The sequence below is a fragment of the Bilifractor sp. LCP21S3_F8 genome (assembly GCF_052117805.1).
Lineage (GTDB): Bacteria > Bacillota > Clostridia > Lachnospirales > Lachnospiraceae > Bilifractor.
The window spans coordinates 1-16,736 of record NZ_JBQKIK010000031.1; the positions used below are offsets into that span (position 1 = coordinate 1).

General features: G+C 48.0%; 20 protein-coding genes. All 20 read right to left on the minus strand.

Annotated elements, in window-relative coordinates; translation table 11 throughout:
• Window positions 1-180: 180 nt before the first annotated feature.
• Window positions 181-741 (minus strand): VOC family protein, encoded by a 561-nt coding sequence (locus ACTQ3A_RS12015; protein WP_441494953.1) that lies wholly within the window; start codon window positions 739-741, stop codon window positions 181-183.
• 1 nt (window position 742) lies between these two features.
• A complete protein-coding gene (locus tag ACTQ3A_RS12020) occupies window positions 743-1,882 on the minus strand; it encodes a Gfo/Idh/MocA family protein (RefSeq protein ID WP_441494954.1) in 1,140 nt (379 codons plus the stop codon).
• A gap of 26 nt (window positions 1,883-1,908) precedes the next feature.
• Window positions 1,909-3,255, minus strand: a complete 1,347-nt coding sequence (locus tag ACTQ3A_RS12025; protein ID WP_441494955.1) for a glycoside hydrolase family 1 protein — start codon at window positions 3,253-3,255, stop codon at window positions 1,909-1,911.
• Window positions 3,256-3,377: 122 nt separating this feature from the next.
• Entirely contained in the window at window positions 3,378-4,781 is a 1,404-nt protein-coding gene (locus ACTQ3A_RS12030; RefSeq protein ID WP_441494956.1) for a glycoside hydrolase family 1 protein, read from the minus strand.
• A gap of 152 nt (window positions 4,782-4,933) precedes the next feature.
• Window positions 4,934-6,052, minus strand: a complete 1,119-nt coding sequence (locus ACTQ3A_RS12035) for a hypothetical protein (RefSeq protein WP_441494957.1) — start codon at window positions 6,050-6,052, stop codon at window positions 4,934-4,936.
• A 214-nt stretch (window positions 6,053-6,266) separates the two neighbouring features.
• Window positions 6,267-8,036: an alpha-L-rhamnosidase-related protein gene (locus tag ACTQ3A_RS12040; protein WP_441494958.1), complete on the minus strand. Its 1,770-nt coding sequence runs from the start codon at window positions 8,034-8,036 to the stop codon at window positions 6,267-6,269.
• A 324-nt stretch (window positions 8,037-8,360) separates the two neighbouring features.
• Window positions 8,361-9,056, minus strand: a complete 696-nt coding sequence (gene rplA, locus ACTQ3A_RS12045) for a 50S ribosomal protein L1 (protein ID WP_441101266.1) — start codon at window positions 9,054-9,056, stop codon at window positions 8,361-8,363.
• Between the two features lie 135 nt (window positions 9,057-9,191).
• Window positions 9,192-9,617 carry a 50S ribosomal protein L11 gene (rplK, locus tag ACTQ3A_RS12050; protein ID WP_441101267.1) on the minus strand — a complete coding sequence of 142 codons (426 nt, stop codon included), beginning with the start codon at window positions 9,615-9,617 and terminating at the stop codon, window positions 9,192-9,194.
• A gap of 56 nt (window positions 9,618-9,673) precedes the next feature.
• Window positions 9,674-10,201, minus strand: coding sequence for a transcription termination/antitermination protein NusG (gene nusG / locus ACTQ3A_RS12055; protein ID WP_441101268.1), 528 nt, complete (start codon window positions 10,199-10,201; stop codon window positions 9,674-9,676).
• Window positions 10,202-10,216: 15 nt separating this feature from the next.
• Window positions 10,217-10,447, minus strand: a complete 231-nt coding sequence (gene secE, locus ACTQ3A_RS12060; RefSeq protein WP_441101269.1) for a preprotein translocase subunit SecE — start codon at window positions 10,445-10,447, stop codon at window positions 10,217-10,219.
• Between the two features lie 43 nt (window positions 10,448-10,490).
• On the minus strand, window positions 10,491-10,640 hold the full coding sequence (gene rpmG / locus ACTQ3A_RS12065; RefSeq protein ID WP_441101270.1) for a 50S ribosomal protein L33: 150 nt from the start codon (window positions 10,638-10,640) through the stop codon (window positions 10,491-10,493).
• Between the two features lie 247 nt (window positions 10,641-10,887).
• The gene (locus ACTQ3A_RS12070; protein ID WP_441101271.1) at window positions 10,888-11,664 is read right to left on the minus strand and encodes a DeoR/GlpR family DNA-binding transcription regulator; all 777 of its coding nucleotides are present in this window, start codon (window positions 11,662-11,664) and stop codon (window positions 10,888-10,890) included.
• Window positions 11,665-11,829: 165 nt separating this feature from the next.
• The gene (locus ACTQ3A_RS12075) at window positions 11,830-12,378 is read right to left on the minus strand and encodes a BMC domain-containing protein (RefSeq protein WP_441494959.1); all 549 of its coding nucleotides are present in this window, start codon (window positions 12,376-12,378) and stop codon (window positions 11,830-11,832) included.
• 18 nt (window positions 12,379-12,396) lie between these two features.
• Window positions 12,397-13,722 carry a 4Fe-4S dicluster domain-containing protein gene (locus ACTQ3A_RS12080; protein WP_441474137.1) on the minus strand — a complete coding sequence of 442 codons (1,326 nt, stop codon included), beginning with the start codon at window positions 13,720-13,722 and terminating at the stop codon, window positions 12,397-12,399.
• Window positions 13,719-14,012: a EutN/CcmL family microcompartment protein gene (locus ACTQ3A_RS12085; RefSeq protein ID WP_441101274.1), complete on the minus strand. Its 294-nt coding sequence runs from the start codon at window positions 14,010-14,012 to the stop codon at window positions 13,719-13,721. The genes ACTQ3A_RS12080 and ACTQ3A_RS12085 overlap by 4 nt, the downstream gene beginning before the upstream one ends.
• A gap of 317 nt (window positions 14,013-14,329) precedes the next feature.
• Window positions 14,330-14,944: a phosphate propanoyltransferase gene (pduL, locus tag ACTQ3A_RS12090; RefSeq protein ID WP_441101299.1), complete on the minus strand. Its 615-nt coding sequence runs from the start codon at window positions 14,942-14,944 to the stop codon at window positions 14,330-14,332.
• Window positions 14,945-15,052: 108 nt separating this feature from the next.
• Window positions 15,053-15,334 carry a BMC domain-containing protein gene (locus ACTQ3A_RS12095; RefSeq protein WP_441101300.1) on the minus strand — a complete coding sequence of 94 codons (282 nt, stop codon included), beginning with the start codon at window positions 15,332-15,334 and terminating at the stop codon, window positions 15,053-15,055.
• 413 nt (window positions 15,335-15,747) lie between these two features.
• Window positions 15,748-16,059: a BMC domain-containing protein gene (locus ACTQ3A_RS12100; protein WP_441101275.1), complete on the minus strand. Its 312-nt coding sequence runs from the start codon at window positions 16,057-16,059 to the stop codon at window positions 15,748-15,750.
• Between the two features lie 22 nt (window positions 16,060-16,081).
• Window positions 16,082-16,363 (minus strand): BMC domain-containing protein, encoded by a 282-nt coding sequence (locus ACTQ3A_RS12105; protein WP_441101276.1) that lies wholly within the window; start codon window positions 16,361-16,363, stop codon window positions 16,082-16,084.
• Window positions 16,364-16,385: 22 nt separating this feature from the next.
• Complete coding sequence (locus tag ACTQ3A_RS12110) at window positions 16,386-16,703, minus strand: BMC domain-containing protein (RefSeq protein ID WP_441101277.1); 318 nt, start codon at window positions 16,701-16,703, stop codon at window positions 16,386-16,388.
• Window positions 16,704-16,736 lie beyond the last annotated feature (33 nt).

Consider the following 16,736-nt stretch of genomic DNA (forward strand, 5'->3'; position numbering starts at 1 on the left):
TTTTACAGGCCAGTGTTTTGCCTACGGCTTCCTTCAGACCTCATCTCACGATGACGCCCTTGCTTTCAGCTGCATCCTTCCCACTGCCGGGCGGATCAGGGACTCTCACCCTTTAGAACGTGCGCCCGCCGGGCGCACCGTAAATAAAGCAGGAGCAGTAAAAACTGCCCCTGCTTTTCTTTATGCCATTCCTATACTTTTAAAAAATTCTGATAATGTCATATCATTTGGCATCTCCCTGCCAATACGCTGCATACTCAGATCCGTATATTCAATAAATTCCATTCGATTTCCATCAGGATCCTGCAGCCACATTGCTTTAGTTCTGTCAATATTTGCAGCCGGTGCTAAATATACCGAATCCTCTCCACCTTTTGCCAACACTTCCTCATAGAACTTTTGAACATCATCCACAGTATGTGCAAAATGAGTAAAATTCAAATCTGTTTGTTCACAGGGCACATGCGGTATATTGGCTCCTATCGTGTTGAATAATTCTATAAAACTACCTGGTGCATCCTGAAACTCCATGTAGACAATCCAAGGCACATCCTTATTTTCCTCAAGAAAGGAAAGTCGATCCTTGTCCATTGCCTCAAGCATTTCCTGATTATCCGGGATCATATCGCCGTAAAATATCGTAAACTTCTCTTTACAATTAAGGAATGTTTCATACCATTTTTTTGATTTTTCAAGATTCTTGCAATTAAAACCGAGATGCATATTGGGATTTATGATCATATTATTTTACCCTCAAAGCACTTTCTTCTGTATCTGTTGGAATGGAAAGCGGGAGACATCTAGTGCATGTAGATGCCACATGAACTCTAAGTCCATCTTTATCGCTTGATTCCTTCATTCTTTCCTCGATTTCAAGCACATGCAGACATCTCTCAGCATTTACACGAGGTTCTCTGCCCTCAATCCGAGCCCATACCATATCCGCAAGTCCAACGCCTCGACTATTTGTCTTAAATGCATATGGATCTTCGATTACTGTAACCTTTTGATTTTCAGCATCCTCTGGCGCAGTCGTATTTTCATAGATGCTTATTTCACCATTAAACCAGTCTGGGCAGACAAGATACAGAATTCCCTTATTGCCATAAATTGCAAAATATGTTCGATCATAATAACAGCTGTCGCAATTAACTGAGAGCGTACCAGTGATTCCATTTTCCATTTCAAGAATTGAGTATACCTGACTCTCATTAGGAGTTTCCACAATTGTCCCTTTTGTCTCAGAAGGAGGAAAATTATCAATATGACGTTTGTATGGTGCCTTGACATTCGCTGAAACTGTTGCCACCGGTCCTAACAGGTTAATCAGTACTGTCAGGTAATAACACACATAATCATAGAGTACTCCGCCACCTGGACCATTCAAATAGCGCATCGCTGGAAGCATCTTGTCATTATCCCGATTTCCTATCATTGCAAAAGAAGTGATACGTCCTAATCTTCCACTATCAATGATATGACGTGCATTTTGTACCCAGCTGGCAAAGAATGTATCTGGGGCAGAGCCAATCATCAGGTTCTTTTCCTGAGCCAGCATAATGAGCTCCTGAGCCTCAATTACATTCATCGTAAATGTTTTTTCCGTATAAACATGCTTTCCCGCTAAAAGTGCTCTTTTCATGAGCTCGTAGTGAGCGACTGGTGGTGTCAGGTTCAGGATAATATCAATAGAATCGTCTTCCATCAGTTCGTCTATGGTACATCCCTTTACCCCATACTCTTCTGCTACTGCTTTTGCCTTCGCAATTTTTCTATCAGCAATTGCAGCAAGTTCCAGAACAGAAAAACGCGAGGAAATATTATCAATATAAACTCGACATATCATTCCTGTTCCGATGACACCTACTCTTGATTTTTCCATAGTGATCATCCTTCTTTGTCGTAAAATTATTCTTCGAATCCGTTATCTCTTGTTACTGCAGAATACCACTTCGCACTCTTCTTGGGGCTGCATTCAAGAGTCTCGTAATCTGTATAGTAGACTCCATAGCGTGCACAGTAGCCTGCTGACCACTCGAAGTTGTCCATCAGAGACCAGAGATAGTATCCTCTTAAATCAACTCCTTCCTCAATTGCTTTGTGAGCCCATTTAAGTACCTGTTTCACATAATCAATTCTAAGATCATCGTTCATGTTCGCTTCTTTTCCATCTGCATTATCATAAGGAAAACCATTTTCTGTGATATAAATTGGAATATTAATCTTGTATTTATCAACCAACATGTGAAGTACATCACAAACCGCTTCTGGATGGCTTTCCGGTCTGTCCTGATAATTACCGCCACCCTGCTTTTTCGCTTCTTCCTGCTCCTTTAATTTCACAGCATCATCATACAATCCGTTATAGAAGTTTAATCCATAGAAATCTAATGGCTGATTGATCGTTTCAAAATCTCCATCCTGGATATCCGGTGTCAGTCCATTCTTTTCAAAATATTCCATAAGGACCTCTGAATATCCACCTAAAAACAGTGGATTAAGAAACATACCAAAGCCTTTGATCTCATTATTTTCGATTACAAGCTTCTCGTCCTCTTCTTTTCCAGGATTAGCCGGATAATGTTTCCACACATCCACAACGATTCCGATTTTTGAATTCATAAATCCATATGTTCTGAAAAGTTTTACAACTTCTCCATGGCAAATAAGCAGATTATGCAGTGCCTGACGTGCATACTTCTCATCATGAAGTCCAGGCGCAAAAAATCCCTGTGAGTAACCTACATAGGTAGCAATTGGCTCATTAAAAGTAACCCAGAAATCAACATCCTCTCCAAAGTTATCAAGTAAAACCCTGGCATATTCTGTGAACCACTTTACGATTTCTCGATTACCAAAGCCGCCTTTTAATTGCAGCTGATATGGCAGATCCCAATGATACATTGTAGCATTAGGTTTTATTCCATTTTCACGAAGTAATGCAATCAGATTTTTATAATAGGCAATTCCAGCCTCATTAACTTTTCCTGTACCATCTGGCATGATACGAGACCATGAAAAAGAAAAACGATAAGAGTTAACCCCAAGCTCCTTAAGCATTTCAACATCACGCTCATATCTATGATAGGAATCACAGGCCACCTCAGGAACTCCACCATGTTTTATAGAACCCGGTATTCTTGAGAAAACATCCCATATAGACAAACCACGACCATCTTCATTCGCGCCACCTTCAATCTGCGCCGCTGCTGTCGCAACACCCCACGTAAAATTCTCTGGGAACTGATAATACATTTTTTACCTCCCACTATCTTTATAAACATATTATGCAATAAACGGTCACTGTCCGTAAGTAAGCGGTAAACCTCCAGTACCTGTTGTACCTGGCTAGTACATTGAATAACAAAGAGGACTTCTTATAGTTCCTGTCCATTCGTTTCAATCACATGCTGATACCAGTAAAAGCTCTTCTTTCGATACCGCTCCAGAGTTCCGCTGCCGTCATTGTTCCTGTCTACATAGATGAAGCCGTAGCGTTTTCTCATCTCGGCAGTAGAAGCGCTTACCAGATCGATGCATCCCCAAGCGGTATATCCCATGACAGGAACCCCATCCGCAATGGCCTCGCCGACCTGTTTGAGATGCTCTCTCATATAATCGATCCGATAGTCATCATATACAGTCCTTGTACCGTCCGGAAGTTCCACCAGCTCATCCGCTGCCCCAAGTCCATTTTCTACGATGAAGAGCGGCTTCTGATACTTGTCCCAGAAATCATTCAACACATATCGCAGTCCCTGCGGATCAATCTGCCACCCCCACTCGCTGGACTTCAGATACGGGTTTGGAACACCTCCGAGCAGGTTTCCCTCTCCCCGTTTATTCTTCTTCGGATCCGCTGTGGCACAAACACTGACATAGTAGCTGAAGGAGATAAAGTCCACGGTATTCCGGAGCGCCTGCTCATCGCCTTCATCCATATGGATATAAATTTTATGATCGTGAAAATAACGCTTCGCATAACCCGGATATTCACCTCTTGCGTGAACCGCCAGGAACATCTCATTCAGATGATTCTGCTCCATCGAGCAAATGACATCCGAGGGGTCCGGCGTCAGCGGATAGATCGGCATAGCCAGAACCATACATCCGATCTGAAACTCCGGATTAATTTCATGCCCCAGCTTTGTCGCAAGCGCGCTCGCAACGAGCTCATGGTGGATCGCCTGATAGAGGTCAGACTCTGAAAGATCTTCCCTGGAAGCCGGAATGCCGCCGCTCATAAACGGCGACTCCAGAATCGAATTGATTTCGTTAAAGGTCAACCAGTACTTTACCTTATCTTTATACCTGGTGAAGATTGTTTCCACATAGCGGAGATAGAAATCAATCAGCTTCCGGTTCGTCCACCCGTGATACTTTTCCGCCAGATACAGCGGGGTTTCATAATGAGAAATCGTCACCATCGGTTCAATCCCATACCGCCTGCAGGTGTCAAAGAGATCATCGTAGAACTGCAGGCCCTTTTCATTCGGCTCCTCCTCATCTCCGTGCGGAAAGATCCGGCTCCAGGCGATGGAGGTTCGAAAAATCTTGAAGCCCATCTCTGCAAACATCCGGATATCATCCTTATAGCGATGATAAAAATCAATGCCTTCCAGCTTCAGGTTGTTCTCTGTCGGTATGGCTGTTCTCGGTCCCTTCAGCCCGTGCGGCAGGACATCCTGGATGGAAAGTCCCTTCCCATCCACATTATATGCGCCCTCCAGCTGATTTGCAGCGACTGCCCCTCCCCACAGGAAATTTTCCGGAAAATTCATGGCTGTTATCCTCCCGATTTTTTATATTATCTGCTCTTAACCCCATAGCCGCTTACACACAACGGACAAGGCCAGGATTTCTCAGAGTTCTGACGCTCAAGCATCATGTAAAACATTAATATGCAGCTGATCCATTTTCATCTCCTCTACCCTTACCGCTGTACCAGTCTCCCGGTTCTCGGATCTCTGGAAAATTTCGACAGATGTTCCCAGAGAATCTCTCCAAACATAGAAGACGGCCAATGCACCATTCCTTCGATGGCGACCGTCTCGAACATACACTGCCCGTCCGGTCTCTGATTGTACCCGAACAGATAGCGCCGATCGTTGTAGACTTTCTCCTCTTCTGCCTCAAACCGGATCCCTGTCATCCGCTCAATGTCGTTTTTCTGTTCCCCCGGCAGCGGGAAAGCTGCTGCGTCACATCCGGCTGCACGACGCAGATTGTTATAGGAAATCATTTTATCTTCCGGCTTTAACGGAATCACACCATCCTTTGCTTCCCCGCCCGGTTCACGACGGATCGGAAGAAGTCCGAGCATTTCATGCTCACCCATGACAAGTGAAATCGCGATGCCAAGATTCCTGGCTTTCTCTACCATGTCATCTGTCAGATGATAGGCCTCATACCACTGACCGTCAAGGTCATGTGCGGCAACATCGTTAGCAAAAAGCATGCCTCCCATACCGATTCCCGCAAAAATCTCGGGATGTGCAAGCCCGAGTCTGGAAGCAGAAAAACCGCCAAAGCTATATCCCATCAGGTAGACACGGCTCCAGTCAACCGGAAAGACGTTTTTTGCGATCTCCAGAAGTCTGCGAATAGATTCCCAGTTTTCGTTCTCCGGTGCAATCACGATGCATTCTTCTCTTGCCGCTACCTGAATGATGCCATAGCTCTCGGTCATCTGTATCGGATTGTGGGCGCCGTGCAGACATAAAATCAACGGATACCTCCGATCCTTGTCAGAAACTGCAGACAGCGGAACAAACGAGGACCACTTTTCGAGCCCTTCCTCATGTACCTCTTTATGAAGTCCTTTTTCATAATGCTCCCAATACCGGATCTCTTCTTCCGAATCCTCTGGCATTGACATGATAGACAGCCGCTGATCGATAACCTCACCGTCTTTGGAAAGAGCCAGCACATCTCCAACCGCCGGATCATCACTCATTAAACGAAGCAGCCCCGCAGTCCCGAGTCCTTCTTCACTCTTACTATTTTCAACATCCTCTTTTCTAAGCCCCAGATGATCATCTCTATCTGACATGGTGTATTTCTCCTTTTTCGTATGCTATCTGCCTGCATCGTTCCCGTTAAATGCCCATACCCCGCAAGCTGGACCGTAAATATAACAAACCAATTGCCACCTTGATTCGCACCTTTCGCAGCTGCCGCATATATTCGCATTCCCGCAGCCTTTTACATTTGCATCTTATCACTCTTTTAGTGCGTCTTATGACGTTATTTTGCCTTTCCTGTTCCTATATTGCCCGGTGATTTGAATATACCTGAGCTTCCATGTCTTTGATCCCTTCCGGCACTTCAGCCTTGATGTCCAATGTACCGTCAGTGTTCTTCTTCCATGCAACATGAACCGTCCCTCTCGGCGTAACCACGTCTCCGGACGCCGATTTCAGATATCCCGCCATCGGCGCGATACGGATACTTTCGAAGCCGGGCGCGGCAGGACGAACACCGAGCACCACTGCAGGCAGCTCATAGAGAATCAGCGAAGCCCATCCGTGGCAGTCGGATCTTCCGTCTGTTCCATTCTCCACACAGGTGCTCATATGCTCCCGCACCATCTTTCTCCAGAGGTCCCACAGATCCTCTGTCTTCTCATACCAGCCGGTGATTTCCAGCGCTCGGAACAAATAGAACATATAAGAAACAGATGCCTGCGGCAATTTCGGATTTCCGACCGTCAGTTCCAGCATTTTCCGCCCCTCCTCAGGGGTGACAAGTCCGGTAAGCACCGCAAATACCTGTGTATGAACCGAATAATCCTCAATACCAGGCCCGTCCTGAACCAGACAGATCTCTGCATTCTTCCCCCATCCGCCATCCGAAGAAGTCCTCTCCTGTTCAGGCTTTCCATCAAAGCCGGCAGCTGCTTCCTGTGCGCCCTTTCCGTCAGCACAGACCGCCTCCGAATAAGACCCCATCGCATGCTTCCGTATCGACTGAAGCACTGCTTCCGCACGGCCGCGGTATTCCGTTCCTATTTCCCTCCTTCCCACAAAATCTGACATCTCCGCCGCTTTCTGCAATCCGTATGCGTAAAGGAGACTCTCTATGGTAAGCTGCCCGCTTCCCTTATACGTCGCAGAAGGCACTCCCATCGTCGCATTCCATTCCTTTGTCCAGTCTACAAAGGACCAGTATCTCGAATCCATCAGTGAGCCGCCCATCTTTCCCACCATACCATTCGACGCAAGATTCCGCTCAAAGCAGCCAAGAAGCTGATCAATCGCATTCCAGTTCTCCCGGACCAACGTGCGGTCTCCGAAATACATCATGTGATCATATACCATCAACAGATAATAGATGGAAAATCCCGGGATCACATTGCTCTTCTGCGCCGGTGCGGAAGCGTTGATCATGCCGTCCGGCCTCTGGGAACGCCTAAACGCCTCAATTGCCTGACGGGCAAGCCGGTCATCCGCGGAAACCGCATAGGTGTATAAAATTTCCTCGCGGCTGTCCATCGCGTACTGCAGCTGCTCGTAAAAAGGGCAATCCATATAGGTGTCACGCATACAACGTTCCAACGTCCGCAGACTGATCTCCCAGATTGGCACAAGTGAGGGATCCGATGAGGCAACTGAGGTCTGAACCTCCAGGGGATATCCGGTCTCCCGATACGAGAAATCCAGAAAATCCAAGCCCTCTTCTCCGGTCTCGATCTTCAGCTGTATAAACCGGAAGGTACGGTACCAGAACGGTTCGTAGGTCTCCGGTTTTTCAAGTGTCCCATACCCGGCTATACCATAGACCGAAGTATGTCCGTAAAGTCTCCCATTCACGGAATCTGTCCGGTCTCCTTTTCTGGGATTCACAGGAATCCCATCCGCCGATACCGCATCCTCCGGCGGATACGCATAACACTCCGAACACAGCGTCGTTATTACCGCTCCCTTTCCTCCGGAAAAACAGTAATTCAAAAATCCACACTGTTCCGTCCCGGCGCTGACCTCGACGACTGCCCTGCTGTGCGCTGGTATATGTACGGCACCCCTTCCCGCCAGCATCTCTTCCCAGGCATCCCGAACAGCAGCTTTCGTCTCCTTCGAAGCGTCTCCGGAAATCCTGAAACCTCGAATGTATTTTCGATTTTCTCTTTTGCAACGAGATAAAACACGCTGTGCGAGTTTTATCTCGCTATCGCGACGCTCGCCGCACACGAATACTTCGCATTCGGCTGCGGCTCACACTTCGCGTAAAAAAAATCCGGCCACTATGGCCGGATTCTAGCAGGAACGTGCCGCGAAAGCAATTTGTGCAGACCGCATTCGCAGACAGACGTTCCTTATATACAGCTTTCAAAAAAGCCCTCACATAATTTTGCGACGAAATTATGCGCTTACCTTGATCGGGTTGATCTTCACGCCCGGTCCCATTGTAGGAGCAACGGAAACGGATTTCAGATACTGGCCCTTCAGTGCGGCAGGTCTGGCTTTGTTAATAGCTGCCATCAGTGTCTGGAAGTTGTCATTCAGCTGTTCTTCCGTAAAGGAAGCTTTACCAATTACAACGTGAATGATATTTGCCTTGTCAAGACGGTACTCAACTTTACCTGCTTTGATATCGTTGATTGCCTTTGTTACATCCATGGTAACTGTTCCGGCCTTCGGGTTCGGCATTAAGCCCTTCGGTCCGAGGATACGGCCCAGACGTCCTACAACACCCATCATATCCGGTGTCGCAACAACAACGTCAAAATCAAGCCATCCTTCGTTCTGGATCTTCGGAACCAGATCCATATCGCCTACAAAATCAGCGCCGGCAGCCTTAGCCTCATCAGCCTTTGCTCCCTTTGCGAATACAAGTACACGAACGCTCTTGCCGGTTCCGTGAGGAAGTACAACAGCTCCACGTACCTGCTGATCCGCGTGACGTCCGTCACAGCCTGTACGGATATGTACTTCAATTGTCTCATCAAACTTAGCTACTGCAGATTTTTTTGCAAGGGCAATTGCCTCTGCCGGATCATACAGATTTGCGCGGTCAATAGCTTTTGCAGCTTCTGCGTATTTCTTTCCGTGTTTCATTTTAAAAATACCTCCTGTGGTAGTTGCGGGATTTTCCCTCCCACGATTTGTGTCCGTCCTTCCGGCGCACATGCAAGAATTAGCGCTTTCTCCGAAGGAAACGTCAGACACTTACGAAAGTTACTGTCGACCGAATCAGTCCTCAACGACAACGCCCATGCTGCGGCAGGTTCCCGCGATCATGCTCATGGCGCTCTCTACGGATGCTGCATTAAGGTCTGGCATCTTCATCTCGGCGATCTCTTTGATCTGATCCTTTGTGATGGTAGCGACCTTTGTCTTGTTCGGTTCTCCAGAAGCCTTCTTGAGGTTGCATGCCTTCTTGATAAGTACTGCTGCCGGCGGAGTCTTTGTGATGAAGCTGAAGCTTCTGTCTGCATAAACTGTAATAACTACAGGAATGATAAGATCTCCCTTATCAGCAGTTCTTGCATTGAACTCCTTGGTAAACTGTACGATGTTTACACCGTGCTGACCAAGAGCAGGACCAACCGGCGGAGCTGGAGTAGCTTTGCCTGCAGGAATCTGTAATTTAATGTAACCTGTAACTTTCTTTGCCATTTTCGGCACCTCCTAAAATAATGTGGTATTTGCGGGAATGTCCCTCCCACTGGCCGTCAGCCGGCCTTGCGGACTTCTGCGAAGCTGATTTCAACCGGCGTCGCACGTCCGAACAGCTCTACGTTAATAGTAACGGTCTGTTTACTCTGATTGATTGCCGACACGGTACCTGTGGAATCCTTCCACACGCCTCCGATAACGACAACCTGATCACCGACCTCGAGGTCGATGACAACCTTCTCACCGGCGTCAACTCCCAGCGGCTGCATCTCAGCCGGTGACAGCGGAACCGGTTTGGAACCCGGACCTACAAATCCGGTAACGCCTCTGGTATTGCGAACGACGTACCATGTGTCGTCATTCATAACCATGTTAAGGAGCACATATCCCGGAAACATCTTTCGCTGTACCTGTTTCTTCGTGCCGTTCTTTACCTCAACGACCTCCTCCATCGGTACGCGGACTTCCAGGATCTGGTCTTCAAGGTGTCTGTTTGCGATTGTCTTCTCAATGTTAGCCTTCACCTTATTCTCATAACCGGAATAAGTATGAACTACATACCATTTTGCTTCAGAATCTGACATTGATCCACCTTTTCCTTACCCAATGATCAACTGCATAACCTGCAGTCCCAGATTATCTACCAGCGTGATCAGTACGCACACAACCACCGAGATGGCAACGACTGCTGCGGTCTGTCTGCCAAGAGTCTTCGGTTCTGTCCATACGATCTTGTCCCATTCAGTCTTCAGGCCCTTCGCCCAGCTGCCCTTTTTCTTGTCGGTATTTGCTGGTTTCCCGGCCTTGTTCTTCTTTGCATCGTCTGCCATAAACTCACCTCACCAGAGAAAACGAAAGAACGAAGGTTCTCAATTACTTGGTCTCTCTGTGCAGCGTATGCTTTCTGCAGAATCTGCAGTACTTCTTGATTTCCATACGCTCCGGATGTGTCTTCTTATCCTTCGTCGTATTGTAGTTGCGCTGTTTGCATTCTGTACATGCTAATGTAATTCTGGTACGCACGACTTCCACCTCCACTGTAATAAACACTAAAATCGGGCCCGATTTTTTTGCATTTCTGGCAAATGGGAAACGATCACGTTCACCGCCTCTTTCTACCAAAAAAGCGTAAAAAAAAAGGACCTACTTCGTTGTCGCTGTACTAGCATAGCACGAAGTAAATCCTGTGTCAATATGTGTAAATTGCAAAATTTCAGCAAGATTTCAGCAAATTTCAGCAGTACTTCAGCAAAAATTTCACCGATCCGCGTCAATGTCCGGCCGTCTCAGGATAACAGAGTTGGATTCCTTCGCGTTCAAAATACTCCACCCAGTAGTCATCCGGTTTTTGGTCGGTGATCACCCCATAGATGCGCTCCAATGTATCAATTCTGGAGAACGCTGTCTTGTCGAACTTGGTGCTGTCCAGTACCAGATAGCTCTTCGCGGCCGATTCGATGGTCACCTTTTTCAGAGATGTGAACTGCTGGAGAGAATCCATGATCCCGTGATCACGGTTCAGCGCCTTACAGGACACAAAAGCTTTATCCGCATAGTAAGCGTTCGCGGACTTCTCTGCTTCCGGGCCGATCAGGGCAAGATATCCTTCCTTGAGTGTTCCGCCCGTTGAAATAATCGTCCACCCGGGAACCTCGGACAGCTCCAGAATGATCTCGATGGAATTTGTGACCACGGTCAGTCTCTGCTTGTTCTTGATTGCCTTCGCGATAAAAAGATCTGTGGAGCTTGCGTCCAGCATGATGTGATCTCCATCGTGTATGATCCCCGCCGCAATCTCCGCTATTTTCTGCTTCGCGACGACATTCTTGCGGCTTCTCACCGTGAGCGGCATATCAAAACCCACGTTCTCATTCAGCACCGCGCCGCCATAGCTTTTCGTGGCGTATCCTTCCTGCTCGAGTTTCTCCAGGTCCCGGCGGATGGTTTCTTCCGAGACGTGGTAAAGCTTGCTCAGTTCGCTGACGACAACTTTTTTATTGTCCTGCAGCTTCTCAAGTATCAAATTACGTCGTTCAATTGCAAGCACTCTTATTTCCTCCTACATCAAGATAATGATCATACGCGCTTCGCGGGTTTTCTCTCATACTCGCGGCTGCCTCTGCTCACAATCACTTCATATTCTGATGCAGTTCACTGACCGCGCAGATAAAAAGCAGCCCCGAGAAAGGATTCCCGGAGCTGAATATTCATCTTACAGAATGGTCTGAATAATCTTCTGATCCGGATGCGCAATCACCTGTGAATCCAAATACATTCCCTTCTCTCCTGCGATCTCCCTTGCCTTTTCGATGGAAGCTGTCACAGCAGAAACTTCACCGGTGAGCAGCATGAAGGACTTACCGCACATGCCCTTTGCAAGACGCAGTTCAATCACCTGCACAATGGCTGTTTTCGCAGCCGCATCTGCCGCCTCAATCAGAGAAGCAACATCAAAAGTCTCCAGAATACCGAGCGAATTCACCTCTCCGACATCACTGGCTCCATACATTGCCGGGAAGAGAGATTCATGAGGATTTCCGAGTACGAAATTATCGATAAGCTCGGACTCATATGCCGTGCTGGCCGCTTCCACAGATGCTTTCACCGCACTGAGATCTCCGGTGACAATAGCTATATACTTTCCGGGGCAGACAGTCTGCGCCTCGACAATGTCAACGTCTGCGGTCTTTACCATCAGATCCGCCGCGGTGATACCCGTTGGAATACTCTTAAACTCAATCATTCCGATTGCTTTACTCATAGCCGCCTACGTCCTTTCTTACTCTTTTCTGATCCTGATGAACGTATCGTTCACGTCCGTTACAACGCCCGGCAGAGATGCGTGCATCGCAACTCCAAGGCCGTCCGGTGCTTTCGCAACCATCTGCCTGTATTCCACGTGATCACCGACCTTGACGATCGGAACAGCCGGCGCACCGATATGCTGTCTGAGAAGGATGCGTACGGTTTTCTCGGGCTGCAGTTCATCATCCAGGGGAGCCGGCAGATCGTACTTGCTCAGTCCCAGACGGGCCTTCAGTCTGTCCTCCGGAACCTTCCGGAATTCTCTGGACGGTTTTACAGGAACCGCTTCAACAACCGGCGGCTTGATTCCCTTTGCCCTCAGCCCCGCCTTGTACTCTCCGATCAAGGTCCTCGGCGCAAGGTCCTGCGGGCACGCATACAGCTCGCAGATACCACATTGTGAGCAGAAGTTTGTATTCAGGAACGGGTTCAGATCCTGAAAATCCGCATTGGAGGCGGATCTCATAAATCTTGCGGGATCAATCGGGTGTCCGAGCGCATGACGCGAACACAAATCGGTACATGTCTCACACTGACAGCAGATTGACGCGGCTCTCGCCAGATCAATCTTAGACTTTCTGCGCTTCTTCATGACAAGTGGATGATCCTGCGGAAGAACAAGAATTGCGTTTGTTGTCTTCGTAACCCTTCCATCATGCGGCTGAATACGGCCCATCATCGGACCGCCGACAAAATACACCGGATCCTCACAGGTAAGCTCTCCCGCGAGATCCACCACAGATTTGAAGGAACATCCGACAGATACAGGAACTGTGATCGGCTTTGATACCTCACCGATAATCGTCAGATATTTGAAGGTGACCGGCTTATCCTCTACCGCAGCCCGATAGATGTTGTACATGGTTTCTACATTATATACAATGCAGCCCTGCTCGATCGGAAGACCGCCCGGACGAACGACCCGTCCGGTACACTCGTAGATCAGGATGACCTCATCCCCCATCGGATATACTTCCTGAAGGTAATGAATCTTCATCTCCGGATATTTGCCGATTTCTTTTTCGACGGCTGCAATTGCATGTTCATAGGACTTCTTGATTCCGATGATCGCCTGCTTTGCCCCGACGGTCTCGGCTACCATGTGAAGTCCCGCGAGAATCTCATCCGCATGACTGCGGAGCAGCTGTCTATGTGGCTGCAGAAGCGGTTCGCATTCTGCACAGTTTAACAGAATGGTATCCGCATTTTTATTTAACTTTGCATAGGACGGAAATCCGGCGCCACCGGCACCGACCACGCCGCCGTCCTTCAGTTTTTGCTGCAACTCCTCAAATTTCATGCTTTCTCCATTCCAGAATTTTCTTCTTCAAAATAACCGTTGTCATCGATGATGCCGACGATTGCCGCGTCTACCGGAGCGTCCTGCATATCACAGCCGATTCTGGCAGCACTTCCCTGTGCAATCAAAACATATTCACCAATTCCGGCACCGATTACATCGATGGCTATGATCTGGCGTGTGTCCGCCGCCATATGATGCAGTGGTTCTACGATCATAAATTTATTTCCGACCAGCTTTTCACTTTTACGGGTGGAAATCAGACTTCCTACAACCTTTCCTGCTATCATATTTCCTCCATCATTATCCTTTATATAATTCTTTCAGCTTAAAAATACGAACCGGATAATCCTCCGTATGATTCCGTCATTCAAAAAACACGGATTGGATGATTCCTTGTATGATTCTTTCATCCGTAAAACACGGATTGGATGATTCCTTGTATGATTCTTTCATCCGTAAAATGCAGACAGAACTTTCAGGCGCACACCACGCCCCGGGCTCCGTGTGCAGAAAACTACGATTACTATTATATGTACAAGCAGTGCTGCCGAACTGCAAGAAATTTATCTTGCAGAACATGGCAGCACCGAAAATCAGGATCCGACTACTGAATAATGGTTACCGTATCGCCCTGTTTGATTCCCGCCGCATTTGCCTCGTCGGTATCAATGTGCATCTCAAGAGTAAAGCTCTTATCTACACGTATTACCACGTGATTGAAGATTGTTCCGCGATCATTCTCAGCCTTTACGGAAACAATGTCGCCATTTTTGAGGCCGGCTGCCTCAGCATCTCTCGGAGACATATGGATGTGGCGCATCGCAATGATCGCTCCCTCGTTGAGATAAATGGCTCCCTTTGGCCCTACAATCGCGATCGGCGCGCTTCCTGCGATATCGCCTGACTGACGGATCGGTGCTTTGATGCCGAGCGTCCTTGCGTCCGTTGCGGAAATCTCAACCTGTGTCTGTTTTCTCACAGGTCCCAGAATACGAACATTTTCAATGGCACGGAGCTTGAGACCCACGATGGTAACCTGCTCGTTCGATGCAAACTGCCCACCCATCAGATCCTTCTTCTTGGTGAGCTGATAGCCCGGACCGAACAGAGCCTCTACATGCTCCTGTGTCAGATGTACGTGTCTCGCGGATACACCAACCGGAACGAGAAATCCCTTAGAGGGCTTTTCCTCCGCTTTGTTTAAGGATTCAATCACCATGCGGGTGATGGTTTCAATCTGATTTGTATCCAAAATGACACCTCGTTATCTGAATTGAACTTTAATACTTTCGTTGATAAGCCTCGCAACCCCTGAAGGTACAAATGCTTACTTATTCAGATGCGGAAGGATCATCTCAACATCCTGATGCGGTCTCGGAATTACGTGAGTCGCAACCAGCTCACCAAGACGGGAAGCATTGTTTCCGCCGGCTTCAACTGCGGATTTTACAGCGCCTACATCACCGCGAACCATAACAGTTACGAGTCCGGAACCGATTCTCTCTGTTCCGATCAGGCTTACGTTTGCTGCCTTGCACATCGCATCGGCTGCCTCGATTGCAGCTACAAGTCCTCTTGTCTCAACCATTCCTAAAGCTTCCTGTGTCATTTTTCTTTCCTCCTTGAAATTCGTGTGTGCGGGCTCATCCGCTTTTACTGGTGTTTTATCTGATTCTTCGATATGAACGGTTTCTGTCTTTTCTGATTCGGCTTTTGAATCCATGCTGTCAGCTTCAGCCGTCTCCGCAGCCTTCTCCGGTGCAGCGGACTTTACCTCTCCTGCAGTTTGCTCCGCCTCTAAAGGCTTTTCTGCTTCTGCAGTTTTTTGCCCTTCTGCAGGCTTCTCTGCTTCTTCCTGCCTCTCTGCTTCTGCAGGCTTCCCTGCTTTTGCAGGTTCTGCTGTGCCGGCGTCCATATTTTTCACCGTTTCCGAAATAATCTTCTTCTCTGCGGGCTTCTTCTGCTCCGCAGCCGCGGCTTTTTCTGCGGATTCATTACCGGAAGGATTTACCTTCGTTTTCTTTATTTCCGCCATGCGTAATCTCCCACTGTTCTCCATCTGCTTGCGCTCAGTTGAACCATTTTTACAATTTCCTCATGTGGGTTCGCAATGACCGCTTTCAGAGTTGGTTTCTTGATGCACTCCCTCATGACCGCGTCAACCGCTGTCTGTACAGAGGAGACATCTCCTTCAATAATCAAGGTGACCAGACGTCCTCCGAGCTTCCGTTCCCAGGAAGCAAGCCTCACATCGGCTGCCTTGCACATGATATCGACGGCGTCCATAGCTGCGGTTACGCCTACTATTTCTATAAAGCCATACGCATTTCCCATGGATCGTCAGCTCCTTCAGTGATTACTCGAGATTATGCGGCAGAATGTACTCAACATCCTCATGAGGTCTCGGAATTACGTGTGTGGCAACCAGCTCTCCAAGTCTGGATGCAGCAGCGCTTCCGGCTTCTACGGCAGCCTTTGTAGCGCCGACATCGCCGCGGACAAGTACAGTTACCAGTCCGGATCCGATCTTTTCTGTACCGATCAGATGAACTTCTGCTGCCTTGGTCATAGCATCGGCTGCCTCGATTGCAGCTGTAAGACCTCTGGTCTCAATCATACCTAAAGCTTCCTGTGACATTTCTCAAATCCTCCTGATAAGTTCAAAACTTGTCTAGTGCGCTGATTTTCAGCATCTTTTCAACACCCGGATCATCCGGATTGGGAATTACGTAGTGCTGCACAACTCCGCTGATCTCTTTTGCCTTTTCGATCCCGGCCTCCATCGCCGCGTTTACCTCAGAGACATTTCCTCTGAACTTCACCGTGACGAGAAGAGGAACCGGAAGCTCATCGGCATGTGCAGGCTTATTCTTGTCAAAAACCTCCAGTGTGACATTGGCAGCCTTACATCCGGCGTCGGCAGCCACAAAGGCGCACGTCAGACCATAAACCTCCAGAATACCCACGGCTTTTGCCATTGTCCTGCACTCCTTTCAATCAGTATCGTAGTC

Bases quoted from the DNA above. Each gene is read 5' to 3' on its own strand.
- ACTQ3A_RS12015 (WP_441494953.1), bottom strand. From the start codon at position 741: ATGATCATAAATCCCAATATGCATCTCGGTTTTAATTGCAAGAATCTT.
- ACTQ3A_RS12020 (WP_441494954.1), bottom strand. From the start codon at position 1,882: ATGGAAAAATCAAGAGTAGGTGTCATCGGAACAGGAATGATATGTCGA.
- ACTQ3A_RS12025 (WP_441494955.1), bottom strand. From the start codon at position 3,255: ATGTATTATCAGTTCCCAGAGAATTTTACGTGGGGTGTTGCGACAGCA.
- ACTQ3A_RS12030 (WP_441494956.1), bottom strand. From the start codon at position 4,781: ATGAATTTTCCGGAAAATTTCCTGTGGGGAGGGGCAGTCGCTGCAAAT.
- ACTQ3A_RS12035 (WP_441494957.1), bottom strand. From the start codon at position 6,052: ATGTCAGATAGAGATGATCATCTGGGGCTTAGAAAAGAGGATGTTGAA.
- ACTQ3A_RS12040 (WP_441494958.1), bottom strand. From the start codon at position 8,036: ATGCTGGCGGGAAGGGGTGCCGTACATATACCAGCGCACAGCAGGGCA.
- rplA (WP_441101266.1), bottom strand. From the start codon at position 9,056: ATGAAACACGGAAAGAAATACGCAGAAGCTGCAAAAGCTATTGACCGC.
- rplK (WP_441101267.1), bottom strand. From the start codon at position 9,617: ATGGCAAAGAAAGTTACAGGTTACATTAAATTACAGATTCCTGCAGGC.
- nusG (WP_441101268.1), bottom strand. From the start codon at position 10,201: ATGTCAGATTCTGAAGCAAAATGGTATGTAGTTCATACTTATTCCGGT.
- secE (WP_441101269.1), bottom strand. From the start codon at position 10,447: ATGGCAGACGATGCAAAGAAGAACAAGGCCGGGAAACCAGCAAATACC.
- ACTQ3A_RS12075 (WP_441494959.1), bottom strand. From the start codon at position 12,378: ATGAGTAAAGCAATCGGAATGATTGAGTTTAAGAGTATTCCAACGGGT.
- ACTQ3A_RS12080 (WP_441474137.1), bottom strand. From the start codon at position 13,722: ATGAAATTTGAGGAGTTGCAGCAAAAACTGAAGGACGGCGGCGTGGTC.
- ACTQ3A_RS12085 (WP_441101274.1), bottom strand. From the start codon at position 14,012: ATGATAGCAGGAAAGGTTGTAGGAAGTCTGATTTCCACCCGTAAAAGT.
- pduL (WP_441101299.1), bottom strand. From the start codon at position 14,944: ATGGTGATTGAATCCTTAAACAAAGCGGAGGAAAAGCCCTCTAAGGGA.
- ACTQ3A_RS12095 (WP_441101300.1), bottom strand. From the start codon at position 15,334: ATGACACAGGAAGCTTTAGGAATGGTTGAGACAAGAGGACTTGTAGCT.
- ACTQ3A_RS12100 (WP_441101275.1), bottom strand. From the start codon at position 16,059: ATGGGAAATGCGTATGGCTTTATAGAAATAGTAGGCGTAACCGCAGCT.
- ACTQ3A_RS12105 (WP_441101276.1), bottom strand. From the start codon at position 16,363: ATGTCACAGGAAGCTTTAGGTATGATTGAGACCAGAGGTCTTACAGCT.
- ACTQ3A_RS12110 (WP_441101277.1), bottom strand. From the start codon at position 16,703: ATGGCAAAAGCCGTGGGTATTCTGGAGGTTTATGGTCTGACGTGCGCC.